The 17,539-nt window shown below is 65.8% G+C and carries 20 protein-coding genes and 2 tRNA genes; 13 read left to right on the forward strand and 9 right to left on the reverse strand.

Features of this window, described 5'->3' with window-relative positions:
• Positions 1–3: 3 nt before the first annotated feature.
• Entirely contained in the window at positions 4–1,650 is a 1,647-nt protein-coding gene (locus AD72_RS12485; protein WP_031466645.1) for a phosphoenolpyruvate--protein phosphotransferase, read from the reverse strand.
• Positions 1,651–1,703: 53 nt separating this feature from the next.
• A complete protein-coding gene (locus AD72_RS12490; RefSeq protein ID WP_031466646.1) occupies positions 1,704–2,735 on the reverse strand; it encodes an MBL fold metallo-hydrolase in 1,032 nt (343 codons plus the stop codon).
• Positions 2,736–2,803: 68 nt separating this feature from the next.
• Here AD72_RS12490 and AD72_RS12495 point away from each other — a divergent pair, with 68 nt between their 5' ends.
• The 4 genes from AD72_RS12495 to AD72_RS12510 all read left to right on the forward strand — a co-directional run bounded on the left by AD72_RS12495 (position 2,804) and on the right by AD72_RS12510 (position 4,948).
• Positions 2,804–3,373, forward strand: a complete 570-nt coding sequence (locus AD72_RS12495) for a DUF1707 SHOCT-like domain-containing protein (protein WP_197284948.1) — start codon at positions 2,804–2,806, stop codon at positions 3,371–3,373.
• Positions 3,374–3,505: 132 nt separating this feature from the next.
• Positions 3,506–4,009, forward strand: coding sequence for a GNAT family N-acetyltransferase (locus AD72_RS12500; RefSeq protein ID WP_231644816.1), 504 nt, complete (start codon positions 3,506–3,508; stop codon positions 4,007–4,009).
• Positions 4,010–4,042: 33 nt separating this feature from the next.
• Complete coding sequence (locus AD72_RS12505) at positions 4,043–4,492, forward strand: SgcJ/EcaC family oxidoreductase (protein ID WP_031466649.1); 450 nt, start codon at positions 4,043–4,045, stop codon at positions 4,490–4,492.
• A 45-nt stretch (positions 4,493–4,537) separates the two neighbouring features.
• A complete protein-coding gene (locus AD72_RS12510) occupies positions 4,538–4,948 on the forward strand; it encodes a VOC family protein (protein ID WP_031466650.1) in 411 nt (136 codons plus the stop codon).
• Positions 4,949–5,159: 211 nt separating this feature from the next.
• Here AD72_RS12510 and AD72_RS12515 read toward each other — a convergent pair.
• Positions 5,160–5,233: transfer RNA gene (locus AD72_RS12515), tRNA-Gly, on the reverse strand.
• A gap of 331 nt (positions 5,234–5,564) precedes the next feature.
• Here AD72_RS12515 and AD72_RS12520 point away from each other — a divergent pair.
• The 3 genes from AD72_RS12520 to AD72_RS12530 are packed head-to-tail and all read left to right on the forward strand — an operon-like array spanning position 5,565 to position 8,641.
• Positions 5,565–6,779: a quaternary amine ABC transporter ATP-binding protein gene (locus AD72_RS12520; protein WP_197284950.1), complete on the forward strand. Its 1,215-nt coding sequence runs from the start codon at positions 5,565–5,567 to the stop codon at positions 6,777–6,779.
• The gene (locus AD72_RS12525) at positions 6,772–7,668 is read left to right on the forward strand and encodes an ABC transporter permease (protein WP_031466652.1); all 897 of its coding nucleotides are present in this window, start codon (positions 6,772–6,774) and stop codon (positions 7,666–7,668) included. Before AD72_RS12520 ends, AD72_RS12525 begins: the two co-directional genes overlap by 8 nt.
• A 46-nt stretch (positions 7,669–7,714) precedes the next feature.
• Positions 7,715–8,641, forward strand: coding sequence for a glycine betaine ABC transporter substrate-binding protein (locus tag AD72_RS12530; RefSeq protein WP_197284951.1), 927 nt, complete (start codon positions 7,715–7,717; stop codon positions 8,639–8,641).
• A gap of 82 nt (positions 8,642–8,723) precedes the next feature.
• Here the strand turns inward: AD72_RS12530 and AD72_RS36505 are convergent, their stop codons facing one another.
• Together AD72_RS36505 and AD72_RS12540 are read right to left on the reverse strand one after the other, a co-directional pair.
• Complete coding sequence (locus AD72_RS36505; RefSeq protein ID WP_156365163.1) at positions 8,724–9,884, reverse strand: hypothetical protein; 1,161 nt, start codon at positions 9,882–9,884, stop codon at positions 8,724–8,726.
• Positions 9,881–10,393, reverse strand: coding sequence for an RNA polymerase sigma factor (locus tag AD72_RS12540; RefSeq protein WP_197284952.1), 513 nt, complete (start codon positions 10,391–10,393; stop codon positions 9,881–9,883). The genes AD72_RS36505 and AD72_RS12540 overlap by 4 nt, the downstream gene beginning before the upstream one ends.
• Positions 10,394–10,547: 154 nt before the next feature.
• On the opposite strand from AD72_RS12540, the gene dcd reads away from it, so the two are divergent.
• Positions 10,548–11,129, forward strand: a complete 582-nt coding sequence (dcd, locus tag AD72_RS12545; RefSeq protein ID WP_031466656.1) for a dCTP deaminase — start codon at positions 10,548–10,550, stop codon at positions 11,127–11,129.
• Here dcd and AD72_RS12550 read toward each other — a convergent pair.
• Positions 11,126–12,076, reverse strand: coding sequence for a prephenate dehydrogenase (locus AD72_RS12550; RefSeq protein ID WP_031466657.1), 951 nt, complete (start codon positions 12,074–12,076; stop codon positions 11,126–11,128). The genes dcd and AD72_RS12550 overlap by 4 nt on opposite strands.
• Positions 12,077–12,162: 86 nt before the next feature.
• Between AD72_RS12550 and AD72_RS12555 the strand changes: the two genes are divergently transcribed.
• The 4 genes from AD72_RS12555 to AD72_RS12570 all read left to right on the forward strand — a co-directional run bounded on the left by AD72_RS12555 (position 12,163) and on the right by AD72_RS12570 (position 14,293).
• The gene (locus AD72_RS12555) at positions 12,163–12,648 is read left to right on the forward strand and encodes a tRNA adenosine deaminase-associated protein (RefSeq protein ID WP_031466658.1); all 486 of its coding nucleotides are present in this window, start codon (positions 12,163–12,165) and stop codon (positions 12,646–12,648) included.
• Positions 12,645–13,109 (forward strand): nucleoside deaminase, encoded by a 465-nt coding sequence (locus AD72_RS12560; protein WP_031466659.1) that lies wholly within the window; start codon positions 12,645–12,647, stop codon positions 13,107–13,109. The genes AD72_RS12555 and AD72_RS12560 overlap by 4 nt, the downstream gene beginning before the upstream one ends.
• 41 nt (positions 13,110–13,150) lie before the next feature.
• Positions 13,151–13,235: transfer RNA gene (locus AD72_RS12565), tRNA-Ser, on the forward strand.
• Positions 13,236–13,333: 98 nt separating this feature from the next.
• Positions 13,334–14,293 carry a sigma-70 family RNA polymerase sigma factor gene (locus AD72_RS12570; protein WP_031466660.1) on the forward strand — a complete coding sequence of 320 codons (960 nt, stop codon included), beginning with the start codon at positions 13,334–13,336 and terminating at the stop codon, positions 14,291–14,293.
• A 55-nt stretch (positions 14,294–14,348) separates the two neighbouring features.
• Here AD72_RS12570 and AD72_RS12575 read toward each other — a convergent pair whose 3' ends face one another.
• Positions 14,349–15,251: an SDR family oxidoreductase gene (locus tag AD72_RS12575; protein ID WP_031466661.1), complete on the reverse strand. Its 903-nt coding sequence runs from the start codon at positions 15,249–15,251 to the stop codon at positions 14,349–14,351.
• A 104-nt stretch (positions 15,252–15,355) separates the two neighbouring features.
• Between AD72_RS12575 and AD72_RS12580 the strand changes: the two genes are divergently transcribed.
• Positions 15,356–16,213 (forward strand): TIGR03620 family F420-dependent LLM class oxidoreductase, encoded by an 858-nt coding sequence (locus tag AD72_RS12580; protein WP_031466662.1) that lies wholly within the window; start codon positions 15,356–15,358, stop codon positions 16,211–16,213.
• On the opposite strand, the gene AD72_RS12585 is transcribed toward AD72_RS12580, so the two are convergent.
• On the reverse strand, positions 16,210–17,145 hold the full coding sequence (locus AD72_RS12585; protein WP_031466663.1) for an aldo/keto reductase: 936 nt from the start codon (positions 17,143–17,145) through the stop codon (positions 16,210–16,212). The genes AD72_RS12580 and AD72_RS12585 overlap by 4 nt on opposite strands.
• Positions 17,146–17,223: 78 nt before the next feature.
• Complete coding sequence (locus tag AD72_RS12590) at positions 17,224–17,484, reverse strand: DUF427 domain-containing protein (RefSeq protein WP_037345591.1); 261 nt, start codon at positions 17,482–17,484, stop codon at positions 17,224–17,226.
• Positions 17,485–17,539: the final 55 nt, after the last annotated feature.

Below are 17,539 nucleotides of genomic sequence, written 5' to 3' on the forward strand. Positions count from 1 at the left end.
CTCTCAGCGCCCCAGCGCTGTCCTGACGGCCGCGCGTGCTTCCGCCGGGGTTCGGGCCCGCGCAGCCGCCTGTGCGGCCGTCACACAGGCGCTGTGGGCGTGCTTCGCCAGCTCGGCGCCGACGGCGTCGAGTGCGATCGGGGTCATCGAAAGGCTGGTCGCTCCCAGCCCGACGAGGACACAGGCCAGCAGCGGATCGGCGGCGGCCTCCCCGCAGACACCGACCGGCTTGCCCGCTTCCCGCCCCGCGGTGCCGATCAGTTCGATCAGGCGCAGCAGCGCGGGCTGCCACGGGTCACCGAGCGCGGCCAGCGTTCCGAGCTGGCGGTCCGCGGCCATCGTGTACTGGGTGAGGTCATTGGTGCCGATGGAGATGAAGTCCACGATCTCGAGCAGTTCCCCGGCCTGCAGTGCGGCCGAGGGGACCTCGATCATCACGCCGACGCGCCGGATTCCCGCCGCGCGAGCGCGTTCGGCGAACCACGCGGCTTCCTCGGTCGTGGCGACCATCGGGGCCATGACCGAATCCCCGCCCGCGGCGCGGATCGCGTGGAGCTGGCGGTCGAGCAGTTCCGGTTGATGCTGACGGGCCATGCGGAGACCGCGCACGCCGAGCGCGGGGTTCGGTTCAGCTTCGGCGGGCAGGAAGGTCAGGGGCTTGTCCGCGCCCGCGTCGAGGGTCCGCACGATGCATGGTTTCCCGTGAAACACCGCGATGATGGCGCGGTACATCTCGGCCTGTTCCTCGACCGTGGGCTCGGATTCCATTGCCAGGTAACAGAATTCGGTTCGGAAGAGGCCTACTCCCTCGGCTGGGGAGTCCGCCGCTTTGATCGCGTCCGCCGCCGATCCGATGTTGGCCAGCAGCGGGATGCGCACCCCGTCGCCGGTGGACCCGACACCGTTCCACTCCGGCGTGCTCGTACTGGGCGCGGCTTCCGCTTCGCCCTCGGTCACCACCTCGACGAGGCCGGTTTCCCCGTCCACGCGCAGATAGTCCGCGGTCAGGCCGAGGGCGCCGGTACAGCCGACGACGGCGGGAATGCCGAGTGCGCGGGCGATGATCGCGGTGTGCGAGGTGGGCCCGCCCTCCTCGGTGACGATCGCGAGCACCGTGGCCGAATCCAGGGCCGCCGTATCCGCGGGCGCGAGTTCGCGGGCCAGCAACACGTGCGGGGTGTCCAGTTCCGGCACCGCGCTGGACTGTGCGCCGGTGAGCTCCTCGATGATCCGGTCGCGCACGTCCCGGAGATCACCGGTGCGCTCGGCCAGATAACCACCGGCCTCGGCGAGCCCGTCGATGAACTGTTCCGCGGCGTCCCATACCGCGCGGGCCGCGGGCAGACCGTGTTCGGTGACCAGTTCCTCCGCGGTACCCAGCAGCGAGGGATCGGTCGCCATCACCGCGGTCATGTGGAGGATGTCGCGCGCTTCCCCGGTCGCCAGCGCCGCCTTGTCGGTCAGCGCGGCAGCCACCAGGTCCGCGGCCGGATGGATCCGCGCGGCCTCCTCGCGGTAGTCGAGGGGCTTCGGATACCGCGCAGGCTGGCCGATGCTCACCCGCGCGGGTTCCCGGAGGCGCAGCACCGGACCCGCGGCCCGCCCAGGACTCGCCGGGACTCCGTGCACCGCCTGCTGCTCGACCGTCATGCCTGCTGAGGGTACTCGTGAGCGGATGTGTTGGTTCTAGCCAACATTTCCACTCACGAGCAGCTGTAGTAGCGGACTCCCCCGTGCTCCTCGCCGGTGAGCTCACCACGTGCGACCAGCAGATCCAGGTGCGATTTCGTCTCGAGCACGGCCAGCATGGCGTTGAAGACGTCCAGATCGCTCAGGGCGCGCTCGCGGCGGGTCCAGGTGAGCTTGGCCGCCGATTCCGCACTTGTCCTGGCCCCCGCGCGCACGGTGTCGTAGGTGACCTCGAGCCGGGCGCGGTGGTGCTCCAGCAGCTCGTCGACCCGTTCGTGCACGCTGCTGGTCACCGGTCCGTGCGCGGGAAGCAGCCAGGTGTCGGGAAGTTCGCGGATCCTGCGCAGTGATTCGAGGAAGTCCCCGAGTGGCAGCCGCGGGGTGCGCGGTTCGAGCGCGATGGAGGGGGTGATGTGCGGGAGCACGTGGTCCCCGGCGAACAACAGCCCGTTCGCCGCATCACGGAACACGATATGGCCGCTGGTGTGTCCCGGCGTGTGCACGACTTCGAGGTCGTACGCGCCGACCGGGATCCGCTCCCCCGCCGCGAGCCATCGATCCGGGGACGGCCACTCCGCGGGATCCACCGCGGTGTCGCCGACCATCTCGATGAACTTCGCGGTGATCTCGGTGGCGCCGGTGCCGCGGAGCAGGTGTTGCTGGGTGATCATCGGGCTCTTGTCGGCCCGCTGCAGTGCCTCGATGGTCGGGCGCTCCTCCGCACCGAGCGCGATCGGGGTGCCGTGTTCGGCGCGCACGTGAGTGCCGAGGTTGTAGTGGTCCTTGTGCGCGTGGGTGATCAGGAACCGGCGAATGTGCGCGGTATCCGAACCGAGTTCGGTGAGGACCGTGTCGAGCTGGGCGCGCGCCTCAGCGACTCCCCACCCCGAGTCGATCAGCGTGAACCCGTCTCCGTCGCGGATCGCGTACACGTTCACCGCGCGCAGTCCGTCGTTCGGCATCGGCAACGGGATCCGGAACACTCCCTCGGTGACCTCGTACGAACCGGGTTCTGCCCATGCGTTCCTGCTGGCGTTCTCGGCCACTGTGCCGCCCTGCCTTTCTCGCGTCCCGCAAGATACGGTACCTACCAGGTGGTATGAAGGAGGCCACAGTGCGAGATGACCACGTACGGGCATCGGACGAGGAACGCGAAGCCACGCTCGAGGTCCTCAAGGAAGCCATGGCGAACGGCATGCTGGACATCAACGAGTTCGATGAGCGTTCGTCGCGGACCATGGCTTCGCGGACCAGGGGTGATCTCGCCGAGGTCGTCGCCGATCTGCCGATCGCGGGTGGTGCTCCGGCCGCCGAGGACAACCGGACCGTCGAGTTCACCGGGACCTTCAACTCGGTGAAGCGCAAAGGCGACTGGGATGTTCCCCGCAGGATCATGATCCGGAAGAACATGGGGTCAACCGAGCTCGACTTCACCGAGGCGAACATCGCGCACCCGGTCGTCGATATCGAGGTCGAGGTCAACGGCGGATCGCTGCAGATGCGGGTACCGGACGAGGCCAGCGTCGATTTCAACGGTGTCGAGCTCACCCTCGCCAGTGCCGAAGACCACCGGAAAAGGCCGCCACAGCAAGGAAAACCGCACTTCCGGCTCACCGGGGCGATGCGCGTGGGCTCCATCGAGGTGCGTGGCAGGCCATGGCGCCCGTTCGCCCGCAAACGGTGATTTGTCGACATATCGTTTTGTTTTCGCTGGGCGCCGGGGCAGACTGATGCCGTGCCCCAGCTACTGATACCGGCCCTGCCGCCCGGTTCGCTTCGAGACCGGAATCAGCCGAATCTGACCGTTGAAGGGGACGTGGTTTTGCGTCCCTGGCGGGAATCCGATGCATCAGCGGTACGAAAAGCCTTTGACTGCCCCGAAATTCAGCGGTGGCACCAGCGCCGGATGGACAGCGCGGAGGAGGCACGGGACTGGATCGCGAACTGGGAAACCGCCTGGGGACAGGAAACCGGCGCCAGTTGGGCGATCGTGCGTGCGGATCGCGTGCTCGGCCAGATCGGTCTGCGCCGGATCACGCTGCCCCAGGCATCCGCGGAACTCTCCTACTGGCTGCTCCCCGAGGCACGCGGTGCCGGAGTGGCCGGCCGTGCGGTGCGCGCCCTGACCCGGTGGGCGTTCACCGATCGCGGATTCCACCGCCTCACGCTCAGGCACTCCACCGGAAACCTCGCCTCCTGCCGGGTCGCCGCCAAGACCGGGTTCGTGCTCGAGGGGACCAGCAGAGGATCACATCTGCACGCGGACGGTTGGCATGACGTCCACCTGCACTCCTTGCTGTGCACCGATGATGAGGCTTGACCTCGAGAACGCTCGAGGTTTGAGGATGGGGACATGTCGATAATCGAGGACGTTCTCGGGGCGCTCCGGCTGGCATGGGATGCGAACGACGGCGCGGCGTGGGCGGCGAGCTTCACCGAGGACGCGGACTTCGTCGACGTGCTGGGCCGTATGCAACGCGGGCGCGAGACGATAGCTGAAGAGCACCAGAAGATCTTCGACACCATCTATCGGGGCAGCCGGGCCGAGTTCTGGCCGCTGTCCAGCTATCCACTGAGCGGGGACGGCGTGTCGCTGGCGCACACGGTATCGAGGTTGTGGGTGCCGAGCGGACCGCGATCGGGTGTCACGTTCTCCGTACAGACGATGGTGCTGGAGAGGGGGCTCATCCGGGCGTTCCACAACACCATCCGCGCCGACATGGCCGATTTTGCCGAGCACGACGAAGTACTCGCGGCGCAAGCACCGCTGCAATGGCGGCAGAAGACGCCGCCCGTGGGGTGAATGAGAACCATGGGAATCCGGCCGAGCGGCACTACCCTGGCGCGTATGTCGGATAGCGCGGTCTGGCCGGTACTCCACTACGACGACACCCGTGCCGCATTGCGGTTTCTGGTCGACGTGCTGGGGTTTGAGCAACACGTGGCGGTCTGCGACGAGGGCGGCGAACTCGTGCACGCCGAAGTGCGCTGGCCCGAGGGCGGCATGGTGGTGTTCGGCTCCACCACGCACAAGGACAGCGTGCACGGGCGCATGCCTGCCGGGGTGAACGCCGTCTACATCGCCACCGAGGAGGTCGACGCGATGTACGAACGCGCCCGCCATGCCGGGGCGACCGTGGCAGAGCAACCGCAGGAAGCGCGGCTCGGTTCCGGCGAGCGGTCGTATCTGGTGACCATCGAGGACCCGGAGCGCAACCTGTGGACCTTCGGTACTTACCGGGGCACTCGGCGAAGCTGAGGCCCGGACAGCATCACGTTGGCCCCTGCCTTGCAAAGGCAGGGGCCCCGCTTTCAAGTGCGCGCCCTCACCGAAGTGTTGGCGCACTTGGCCAAGTTGACCGATAAAGAAACCGAGAGCTGCTGACCGGGTATCGCACCGGACCCGAAACAGCAGTTGGGGTGCTTCCCGAAACCGGGAAGCACCCCAACTGCACTGCAAGAGCCTTCTGTGGAGCGGATGACGGGAATCGAACCCGCATTCTCAGCTTGGGAAGCTGATGTTCTGCCATTGAACTACATCCGCAGGACGCTCCCGATCATATACCGCTGCCTCGAGCCGGTGAACGGCGGCCCCGCCGCAAGCGGGTGACTACTTAGGGTCAATTTTTTGGTGATTTGATTACAGGGCGATACCGTTTTCGAGTGACGAACCCCAAATGGGGTGGTTCTTCCGAGTACGCCGAGTAAGGTACGGCTCGGAACAGTCACCGCCGGTGTACGGGTCGATGTGAATATTGCGGGTCCGAACCTGATGGACGCGTCGGCCTGAGTGCGTGGCACGAGCGTCCCGCGCTCGAACTGAGGTGACGCCGTAGGAGGCGTCCGGTGCGGGGCACGAGGACAGAGGGAGACCCTTGGCAACTGTTCGAGCAGAGAAGATCTACAAGGTGTTCGGGCGCCGCGCGCGTGATGCCGTGCACCAGCTGGAGTCGGGCGCGAGTCGTTCGGATCTGGCCGCCGCAGGCACGACCGCGGCGGTCATCGACGCGTCGTTCGAAGTGGCCGACGGCGAGATTTTCGTGGTGATGGGCCTTTCGGGCTCGGGGAAGTCGACGTTGATCCGCATGCTGAACGGCTTGCTTCCGGCGACTTCGGGGGATGTCTACATCAACGATGAGGACATCACGAAAATGTCGCAGCGCCAGATCCGGGAAATGCGTCAGCGCCGGATGAGCATGGTGTTCCAGCATTTCGCGTTGTTCCCGCACCGCTCCGTGTTGGATAACGCGGCGTATGCCCTGGAGATACAGGGAGTCGAGAAGGAGGCGCGGCGGGCGAAGGCCAAGGAGGCACTCGGTCTCGTCGGCCTGGAGGGCTGGGAGAACCACCTTCCCGATCAGCTTTCCGGTGGTATGCGCCAGCGGGTGGGACTTGCCCGCGCGCTCGCCGCGGACACCGACATTCTGTTGATGGACGAGGCATTCAGTGCGCTCGATCCGCTGATTCGCCGGGACATGCAGGATCAGCTGCTTTCGTTGCAGGCGGAGCTGGGCAAGACGATCATCTTCATCACCCACGATCTGAACGAGGCGATGCGTCTCGGCGATCACATCGCGGTGATGCGGGAGGGCCGGATCGTGCAGATCGGGACGGCCGAGGACATCCTCAACGATCCCGCGAACGACTATGTGGCGCAGTTCGTCCAGGACGTGGATCGGGCGAAGGTGTTGAGTGCGACCTCGGTGATGGAGCGCCCGACCTCGACCATCGGGACGAACTCGGGTCCGCGTGCCGCGCTGAAGGTGATGCGCGAAATGCAGCACACCGCGGTTTTCGTGGTGGACAGGCAGGGAACGCTGCTCGGTGTCGTCGAGGACGAGGCGGCTGCGGAGGCGGCGCGCAACGGCGCGGAAACCGTCTCGGACATCATCTCGAACGATATTCCCGAGGTGGGCCCGGAAACCGCCGTCTACGAACTGTTCATTCCGTCCGCGGAAAGCAGGCTGCCGCTCGCGGTCGTGGACGAGAACCGGAAACTGCTCGGCATCGTGCCAAGGGCCACGCTGCTTTCCGCGCTCGGCCAGAACACCAAGCCCGTGGAGAACGTGAGGGAGGACGCGGATGCGTGAATTGCTCCTCGCCGACGACACCGGCTGGCATGTGCCGCAGCTGAATGTCGGCGACTGGTTCAACGCGATCGTGCATTGGCTGCAGAACAATGTCGGTCCGCTGCTGGATTTCATCAAACTGGTCGTGCAGTCCTGTGTGGACGCCGTCGTCTGGGTACTCACCCTGCTGCCCAGTTGGGCGATGGTGATCGTGTTCGCGTTGCTCGCGCTGCTGATCCGGGGCTGGAAATTCGGTCTCGGTGCGCTGATCGGATTCGCGCTCATCGACAGTGTTCGCGCGTTCGACAATGCGATGAACTCACTGTCCCAGGTGATCGTGGCCGGTGTGGTCGCGGTGATCATCGCGATACCACTGGGAATTCTCGCCGCGCGCAGTGCTCGGGCGAGCCGGATCATCAAGCCGGTCATGGACTTCATGCAGACGCTGCCGCAGTTCGTGTACCTGATTCCGGTGATCTTCTTCTTCTCGATCGGTGCGGTCCCCGGTGTGATCGCGACGGTCGTGTTCGCCCTGCCACCCGGTGTCCGGTTGACCGAACTGGGAATCCGCCAGGTGGACAAGGAAATGGTCGAAGCCGGTGAGGCTTTCGGCGCACCGAGCGGAAAGATTCTGCGCGGTATTCAGATTCCGCTTGCGATGCCTTCGATCATGGCCGGTATCAACCAGGTCATCATGATGTCGCTTTCCATGGTCGTCATCGCGGGAATGGTCGGTGCACCGGGCCTTGGCAGCCAGGTGTTCGGCGCGGTGCAGCAATTGCAACTGGCGAACGGATTCAACGGCGGACTCGCCGTGGTCATTCTCGCCATCTACTTGGACCGGCTGACCTCATCGCTCGGTGACCGGTCCGCAGTCTCGCGCGCCGCGCGCGTCGCGAGCAAGGTCTGACCGGGCAACCGGATCAAGACCGCTCATGTTGGAAGGAGAACCTGAAGTGCCGAGAAAGAAACGGGTTGGCTGGTTCGCCGGGCTGACCGCGATGCTGCTAGCCGTCGTGATGGTCTCGACGGCCTGCGGTAAGCAGTCGACGAATTCCGAAGGCACCGGCAGCCAAGACAAGAAGATCAACATCGCCTACATCGCCTGGGACGAGGACATCGCTCTGTCCAATCTGTACAAGGCGGCGCTGATGAAGGCGGGCTGGAAGAAGGACGACATCAAGCTCCAGGAGCTGGATGCCGCGCCGATCTTCCAGAGCCTGTCGACCGGTAAGTCGGATCTCTTCCTCGACGCCTGGCTGCCCATCACGCACAAGAGCTACTGGGACCAGTACGGCAAGCAGCTCGAGGACCTCGGAACCTGGTACGACAACGCCACCCTCGGGCTCGCCGTCCCCGACTACGTCAAGGACGTGAAGTCGATCGCGGACCTCAAGGAGCACGCCGGTGAGTTCGGCGGGCAGATCGTCGGCATCGACAACGGTGCCGGTGAGATGAAGGTCGTGCGGGAGAAGGCCATGCCGCAGTACGGCCTCAACGGCCCGATGAAGCTGAGCTCCTCCTCGACCGCCTCCATGCTCGCCGCGGTGGAGAAGGCCGTGAACGAGAAGAAGCCGGTCGTGGCGACCCTGTGGAAGCCGCACTGGGCCTACACCCGGTACAAGCTGCACGACCTCGAGGACCCGAAGGGCACGATGGCGCAGCACGAGAAGCTGCACGCGGTCGGGCGTCAGGGCTTTGCCAAGGACTTCCCGAACCTGGCGAAGTCGCTGAAGGACATCAAGCTCGACGACAAGCAGCTGGGCACCCTGGAGGACATGGTGCACAGCGCGGGTTCGGACGCTGATGCGCAGCTGAAGGCGGCGCAGCAGTGGATGGACAAGAACCCGGACTTCGTGAAGCAGCACCTGAGCAACCTGTAATCGCTGGGTTCGCACAACGGGGCCGCATCCGCACAACGGATGCGGCCCCGATTCGTTTCCATTACGGGAGCACAAAAGGAAATCACGAACCTGGGAGGTGACCTCTCCTCCAGGTCCGCGGTTTCCGGGCACGCGGCCAGCCGGACTTCAACAGCATGGCTTCCAGTAGCGCCGGTACAACGTCGACCGGTCTGCCGTCCGTGGATCCCTGCGCCAGCACCGCGTAGATGTATCCGAGCAGTGAACCATCCCTCGGAACAAGCGAACCGTTCGCAAGCTGCTTCTGGTCGAGTTTGGTCTGTTCGGTCAATCGCGTATCGGGTTCGGAATCCGAATAGTCAGCGTGTTGGTAACGGGAGCAGGTATTGGACCACGCTTCATATATGCCGAAGAGAACGGAAAGTCGAGGATTTCCTGACTTTTCGGCCGACAGTTGTGCAAGCTGGAATAGTTGCATGGCGTCGTAGTGCGCGTCAGTCTGCTGATACGAGCGCCCGACTGCATATATTGCCTCGGCAATAAGCAGTCGATCTTCCAATTGCCTGGCGAACTGGATTGTTTGTGCAAAGTGCTTACGAAGTTTTCGATACTCTCCGTTATCGAAAAGTATCCAGCCAAGGGTGCAGTGCAGGTTGCTAAGAACAAAGTAGAGTCGTTTAGATTCTTCGGTCGAACACTGTCCCGCAAGTAATCGCTCCGCCTCGATTATCGTGCGCTCGATCTGCCGCTGGAAATTCGGATCTGCCTTGAGGTGGCCGAGATCCTTCTCGATATCCGCGATTCTGGACGTCTTTTGTCTAGTTCTATTTATTTCCCGCAGATCGACATTCTGCGGGTGTGCAATCACTGTTTCATGCTTGCAAGCGGCAGCTTTGAATGCGAACCGATTGAAGATGTACCGGTCCATATCGTCGTTTGTGCCCGTGTCGCGATAACATAGATCGCCTCGGTCGAATGACAGCATGGCCAGATACTCAGTGGCTTCGGGAACACCACATGATTCAGCGATTCCGAAGCAATCGATAGCATCCCTGACGTAATCCTCTATCCTATTGAGGTAGTCCTCCGCCTTTTTGGCGCCTGCTTGTTCGAGGTGGGCGATCCCGGCTGCGAAAACATCGTATCCGCGCTCCGCCTCGTCGGCTCGGCTCGCCAGAGCCGCTCGTTGCTCGGCACTCAAGTTTGCATGTTTCTCCATGAGATCGTTCAACCGTGGAGGCGACTGCCTGGGTTGTTCGTTCATTTCGGCGCCCCTAGCCGTTCCGAGTCGCCGGTAATGGCAGGGTCCGTACGCAGTGTCCGCATGGCGGCGCTCAGCAACTTCTTGACACCGTTGACCGTTATGCCCATTAGCTCGGCGACGGTATCGCGCTGGAGGTCATCGATGTATTTCAAGATCAAGGCCTCGCGTTGCCGAGTCGGCAGCCGGGAAATGGCCGTGTGTAGGTCGATGAACGTATCGGGTTCGACATCGGCGGGTAGCGGCAGTGGTATGGCTCGGAGTGCCTGGTCGTCGAGCGGTATCTCGACGACCTTGCTGCTGCGGCGGCGATACCAGTCTTTACAGGTGGTGCGGACGATCTTCATGAGTGGCGCCTCGGGGTTGTCGTATTCCCGATAGCGTTCCCAGCGTTCCAGGAAGGTCATCCATGCTTGGGAGAACAGGTCCTCGACGGCCCCGGCTTCGACCCTGCGCGCTATCACGTTGTAGACCTTGCGCCGATGTGCTGCGTAGAAGTCCTCAAGGTGCATGTGCGGAGCCCGGCTCGACATGCCGATTGGACATGGCCATCACGGTCCCTTCGGTTGGTTGATGTTCGTATATGCCTAGAGGCGCGGCGGGGTGTAAACGGGTAGTGCGCGGGCATGTCCACATGTCTGGCTACAGTCGTTTACGCTGGGCATCGTGTTGCTCAGCGATCGAGATCTGCGCGCCGAATACCAGAGCGGTCGGCTCATCCTCGACCCGTTCGACGAGGCCATGCTGCAGCCGTCGAGTATCGACGTGCGGCTCGACCGGTATTTCCGGGTGTTCGACAATTCCCGCTATACCCACATCGACCCGGCGCAGTGCCAGGACGAGCTGACCTCGCTGGTGGAAACCCCGGCCGAGGAGCCGTTCGTGCTGCACCCCGGGGAGTTCGTACTCGGCTCGACGTTCGAACGGGTCACCCTTCCCGACGATCTGGCCGGCCGGCTGGAGGGCAAGTCCTCGCTGGGGCGGCTGGGGCTGCTGACCCATTCCACGGCGGGGTTCATCGACCCGGGCTTCACCGGGCACATCACCCTCGAGTTCTCCAATGTGGCCAATCTGCCGATCACCCTCTGGCCGGGAATGAAGATCGGCCAGCTGTGCATCCTGCGCCTGTCGAGCGCGGCGGAGGCGCCGTACGGTTCGGAGAGCGCGGGTTCCCGGTACCAGGGGCAGCGCGGGCCGACCCCATCCCGGGCCCATCTGAACTTCCACCGGGTGGACACGAACCGCTAGAGCGGGACCTCCGCGATCAGCGTGTGCCCCTCGCTTCCGGTGATCTCGCCGCCGGACTCGCCGATCGTGCGCAGCCCGGTGCGCGCCTCGGCCGCGGTGAGGTCGATGAGCACCTCGGTGGTCGGCCCCGTGCGGATCCGGTCGAGTGCGCCGCGGGCCGCGTGACCGGTCTCGGTGAGCTGCCCGAGTGCTTCCCGGGCGGTCCGCAACCGTTCGATGGCGGTGTCCAGCAACGGAAACAGCGCCTCCGCGTTGCCCTCGCACATGGCGCGCACCAGTTCCGGGCGGGTTCCGGCGACCCGGGTCGCGTCCCCGTACGATCCCGCGGCCAACCGCAGCGCGAGCGGTCCGGTCCGCTCCCCCAGCTCGGCGAGCACCTCGGCGAACACGTGCGGGAGATGGGAGATCGCGGCGACGGCCGTGTCGTGCGCGTCCACCCCGGAGGGCACCACCCTGGCCCCGCAGGCGAGCGCGAAGGCACACACCTCGCGCAGCAGCTCGAGATCGGTGTCCTCCTCGAGGCACACCACCCAGCGGGCCCCGCGCAGCAGCGTGCCCGAACCGGCGGACCAGCCCGATTCGGCCGTCCCGGCCATCGGGTGCCCGCCGATGTAGCGGGCTCGCGGGGCAAGGCGCCGGACGAGCGCGTACACCGGGGCCTTCACACTGACCACATCGGTGAGCCGCACCCCGGGCGCGTGCTCGTGCACGGCGGGCAGCACATCCTCGAGCGCGGGAAGCGGCACGGCCAGGCAGACCAGCGCCTCTCGTTCGGCCGCCGTGCGCAGTGCCTCGCCGGTGCCGAGCACGGTGAATCCCTCGGCGCGGGCGGCAGCGGCATCGGGTGCCGAAGCGGTCGCCCCCCAGCAGTCGATCCCGGCCGCGGCCGCGGCGCGCAGCACCGAGCCACCGATCAGTCCGAGCCCGAGCACACACAATGGCCGCATGGACCCATCCTGCCCGGCCCTCAATTTGGAGGTTCTTGGTGGCCGGTGCCTTCCCCGATCAGGGGCATGACCAATACGGTGTGCGCATGGTGTCGAGTGAACCGTTGACCGGGTTCGCGATAGCCGCCGTGCGCGAGGACGGCCGGTGGCGATGCAGCGTGCTTGAGGATGGGCTCGAAGAACTCGATGCGGCGATCGACGAACTGCGCAAACTGCGTTCGACGGGCGCCGTGTTCGGGATGCTCGCGGTGGACGACGAGTTCTTCATTCTGCTGCGACCGAGCCCCCAGGGTGTCGCCACGGTGCTCTCCGATGCGGCCGCCGCGCTCGATTACGACATCGCCGCGGATGTGCTCGATCTGTTGCGCGCCGAACCCCCGGATGACGAGGACGACGAGATCTGGCCCGCGGGGGATCTCGCGCTGCTCGCCGACCTCGGTCTTCCCGAAGCGGAGATGCAGGTGATCGTGGACGAGGTGGACCTGTATCCGGACGAGCAGCTGCGCATGGTCGCGCAGCGGTGCGGGTTCGCCGACGAGTTCGACAACGCCCTGGAGCGCATCAGTTCGTGAAGCCGAGACCGGAGGACGAGGCGCTGCTGCGCGAGGCCATCGAGGCCGCGCGTGCGGCCGAACGCACCGGGGATGTGCCGATCGGTGCGGTGCTCGTCGACTCCGCTGGTACCCGGCTGGCCCGCACCTGCAATGCCCGTGAGGCACTCGGGGATCCCACCGCGCACGCCGAGGTCCTCGCGCTGCGCGAGGCCGCGCCCGCGCACGGGGACGGCTGGCGGCTCTCCGGGTGCACTCTCGCGGTCACCGTCGAACCGTGCACGATGTGCGCGGGCGCGATCGTGGCGGCGCGGGTCGAACGGGTGGTGTTCGGCGCCTGGGAACCGCGCACCGGGGCGGTCGGCTCGCTCTGGGATGTGCTCCGGGACCGGCGGCTCAACCACCGCACCGAGGTGGTCGGCGGGGTGTTCCAGGACGAATGCGCTGAGCTGCTCGAACGGCACTTCGCCGCACACCGGTAGGGGTGCTCGGCGCGCATCGGTCCTCCGGTACCCTTGTCGGCGGTAGCGTGTCCGAGCGGCCGAAGGAGCTCGCCTCGAAAGCGAGTGAGGGGAAACCCTCCGTGGGTTCAAATCCCACCGCTACCGCAGCAAACCCCCGGCGGAACATCCGCCGGGGGTTTTTACTGTGCCGGGTGCCCCGCTTCGGCTAGGTTTGGGCGATATCGACCGGGAGGAGCTGGGGTATGTCGATCGCGAACCTCGCCGACGATGAGTTCCTCCGGCTTGCCGATCCGTTCCGGAGGGAACTGTTCGCGCACTGCTACCGGATGCTCGGTTCGGTGCACGATGCCGAGGATCTGGTGCAGGAGACCTACTTGCGGGCCTGGCGCGCCTATGACCGGTTCGAGGGGCGTTCCTCACTGCGCACCTGGCTGCACACGATCGCGACCAAGGCCTGTCTGAGCGCACTCGATGGCAAGCGGCGCAGGCCCATGCCGGTGGATCTCGGTGCGCACGCCGATCCGGACCGGGTTCCCGTGCAGGACACCGAACTGCCCTGGCTCGAACCGGTCGCCGATGCGCGGGTGGCCGATCCGGAGGCGGCGGCGACCGAACGCGAGGGGCTTCGGCTCGCCCTGATCGCGGCCATGCAGTACCTGCCGCCGCGCCAGCGGGCCGTGCTGATCCTGCGCGAGGTGCTGCAGTGGAAGGCCGCCGAGGTCGCCGAGCTGCTGGACACCTCGGTGGCCGCGGTGAACAGCATGCTGCAGCGCGCCCGTGCCCAGCTGGCCGAGGCCACACCGAGCTACGACGGGGTGCGCGAACCGGCCGAACGGCAGCGCCGCGAACTGCTCGACCGGTATGTCGCCGCCTTCGAGCGCAAGGACATCCCCGAGCTCGTGGAACTGTTCAGCGCGGACATCGTGTGGGAGATGCCGCCCTATCCGGAGTGGTACCTCGGCCCCGAGGCGGTCGGCACCCACCTGCGACTGCGCTGCCCCGGTGGCCCCGGACTGATCCGGATGGTGCCGATCGCGGCGAACGGACGGCCCGGGTTCGCCCAGTACATCCACCTCGATGGCGCATTCCGAGCCTTCAACCTGCAGGTGCTCACCCTGGGCCCGAACGGGATAGCCCATGTCGCGAACTTCCGCTCCCCCGAGCTGTTCGCCCACTTCGAACTCCCGGAGACCCTGGACTGACCAGGGCAAACGGGTGCTTGTGAGTGGTTGTGTTGGTTCTAACCAACACAACCACTCACGACAGTTTCTGCAGGCTTGCCCGGCCACCGGCGCCGACCGGAGCGGAGGACTCCGCCCCCCGCTGCTGTACATCGGCGAGCGCGTCGGCGTCGGCCTTGGGAATGAACCGGCCGCCGAGGGTTTCCACGACCGGCGGGAGCAGGGACCGTACGAGTTTGACGGCGAGTAGCCACGGCGGGACGTGCACGGTGCGCGAACGCCGCTCCACCGCATCCGCAAACGCTTGCACGGCTACCTTGAGTGGATAGGTCTTGCTGAGTGGGCCGAGCGCGTTGCGGCGCAGGGGCCCGAACACGGGGTGCTCGTCCGCGCCGGACACGATGTCGGTGGCGATCCAGGTCGGATGGGCGACGCCCACGCTCACCCCGAAGTGACGGACCTCGGCGCGCAGGGTGTTCCCGAACGCCTCGACACCGGCCTTGGCCGCGTTATAGGGCGCGTTGCCCGGAATGTGCAGTACGGCGGCCATGGAGGACACGATCAGGCAGTACCCGCGGGAGTCGATCAGGTGCGGGAGTGCGACCCGGACCGTGCGCCATACGCCGAGCAGATCGATCTCCACGACCCGTTCGAAGGCGGCCGGATCGATGGAGCGGATGAACCCGGCGGCGGCGATTCCGGCGTTGGCCAGCACGACATCGATGCGACCGTAGTGCTCGGCGATCTCCCCGATGACCCGTTCGAGCGCTGCCCAGTCGGTCACATCCGCTTCCCAGGCCCGCGAGTCGCGCCCGCAGCGGGCGGCAACCTCGCGCAGCTGCTCGCCCTCGAGCCCGACGAGCGCGAGCTTGGCTCCGCGCGCGGCGAGTTCCTCGGCGACGCCCGCGCCGATCCCCCGGGCCGCGCCGGTGATGAGCACGACCTTGTCGCGCACGTCTGTCTTCTTGTCCAGCAGCATGACGCCCTCCTGCCTTCGGATGGGGCAACCATAGCGGAACTTACCGCCAGTAAGCTACTGGCCGGTTATGAAATGTGTGCGGAACCGGTGGTGTTGGCCTGGACATGACCAACGCAAACAGTCCGGCCCTCGGCCGGGTCGGCATCTTCGGATTCTGGTTCAACTTCGAGCGCTACGAGCGGACTGAGCTGGGTGAACTCGCCGCCGAACTGGAGGACCTCGGTTACGGGGCGCTGTGGCTCGCCGCGGCCAAGGCCGAACTCGGGCTCGCCGGCCCGGTGCTCGAGGCCACCAGGAAATTCGTGTTCGCCACCGGGATCATCAACGTCTGGAGCGAGCAGGCGAGCACCCTGGTCAAGGCGTACCAGGAGGAGCCGCACCGGGACCGGCTGCTGCTCGGTATCGGCGCGGGGCACCGGGAGAGCAACAGCGCGCAGGGATACGCCACCCCGCGGACCGCGGTGATCAACTACCTCGACGAGCTCACCGCGATTCCGTCCGGTCAGCTGGCGCTGGCCGCACTGGGGCCGCGCATGCTCGCCCTCGCCGCGGAGCGCACGCTCGGCCCGCACCCGTACCTGATCAACCCGGAATACACCGCGAGCGCGCGCGAGGCGATCGGTTCCGGTCCGGCGCTGCTTCCCGAGCAGAAGGTGGTGCTGGAAACCGATCCGGAACGGGCGCGCACGATCGCGCGCTCCGGGATCGCGATGTATCTCGGACTGGAGAACTACCTGGCGAACCTGCGCAGGCTCGGGTTCACCGAGGAGGACTTCGCCGATGGGGGCAGTGACCGGCTGGTCGACGCTCTTGTCGGCTGGGGCGACGAGAACGCGGTCGCCGAGCGGGTCCGCGCCCACCTGGATGCGGGCGCGGACCACGTATCGGTGCAGGTGCTCACCGAGGACGGCGACCCGCGGCCGGGGTACCGGGCGCTCGCGCCCGCGTTGACCGAGCTCTAGCCGGACGCTTTCGTCAACTGGTCGAGCTGGGTCTCGGTCAGCGTGATCCGGGTGCTGCGCAACAGTTCGGGCAACTGCTCGAGGTTGCGCGCACTCGCGATCGGCGCCGTGATCGACGGCTGAGCGCGCAACCAGGCGAGCGCGATCGCGGTCGGCGTGCAGCCGTGTTCCGCGGCGACCTCGTCGAGCGCGTCGAGGACCCGGTTGCCGCGTTCGTCGTCGTATTTGCTCGCCGTGTCGACCCGGCGCTGTGAACCGGAAGTTCCGCTCTTGCGGTGTTTTCCGGTGAGGAATCCGGCGGCGAGCGCGTAGTACGGGAAAACGGCGAGTTCTCGTTCCGTGGCGATATCCGCGAGACCGGATTCGTATTCGGCGCGCTCGACCAGGTTGTAATGCGGCTGCAGCGCCACATACCTGGCCAATCCGTCACGCTCGGAAATGTCGAGTGCGGAATTCAGCCGCTCCGGAGTGAAATTGGATGCGGCGATGTACCGGACCTTGCCCGCGCGCACGAGTTCGTCGAACGCGGACAGGGTTTCCTCCTGCGGGGAACCTTCGTCGTCCCGGTGCGCGTAGTACAGGTCGATGTAGTCGGTTCGCAGTCGCCGTAAGGAATCCTCGACCGCGGCGTGGATGTTCGCCTTGCCGAGCCCGCGATGGTCCGGCAGCTGGCCGACCTTGGTCGCGAGGATGACCCTGTCCCGGTTCCCCCGGCTCTCGAACCATTCGCCGAGTACGGTTTCGGATTCCCCGCCACTGTTCCCGTCCGCCCATGCGGAATAGACGTCGGCGGTGTCGATGAAATTGCCGCCCGCTTCCAGGAATGCGTCGAGCACCGCGAAGGACTGCTCCCGGTCAGCAGTCCAGCCGAAAACATTGCCCCCGAGATTGAGTGGAAATACGTCGAGATCGGTGCGTGGTATTAGCGCCATATCCTCGAACCTACACCGGACTCCGGGGGCTGGTCGCGCGAAATGGCAGGCAGGGGAAGCTCGCGGCGCCGAATACGCTCAGTCTTCGATCTCCACGGGACCGCTGAACAGAACGTGGTCGGCGAGCCGGGGATCGGGAACCTTGCCATAGAGCTCGGCACACTCGGTCGTATTGCCGTCGATCGTCACGGCATAGTGGCTTGCGCCGTTCTCGTCGGAGCGGACTGGACGGAAGTAGCCGGATCGGACGGACCGGCGAGGGAAGTAATGCTTCCCGTCCAGCACAAGGGTTTCGGAGCTTTCGGCGAGAACCTCGCCATTGAGGCGCGCTATGGTCATACTCACACGTTATCTCGGTCACGTAGCTGTTCGCCAGTGGACTTTGACCCTGGGT

This window comes from Sciscionella sediminilitoris (assembly GCF_000737195.2).
GTDB lineage: Bacteria > Actinomycetota > Actinomycetes > Mycobacteriales > Pseudonocardiaceae > Sciscionella > Sciscionella sediminilitoris.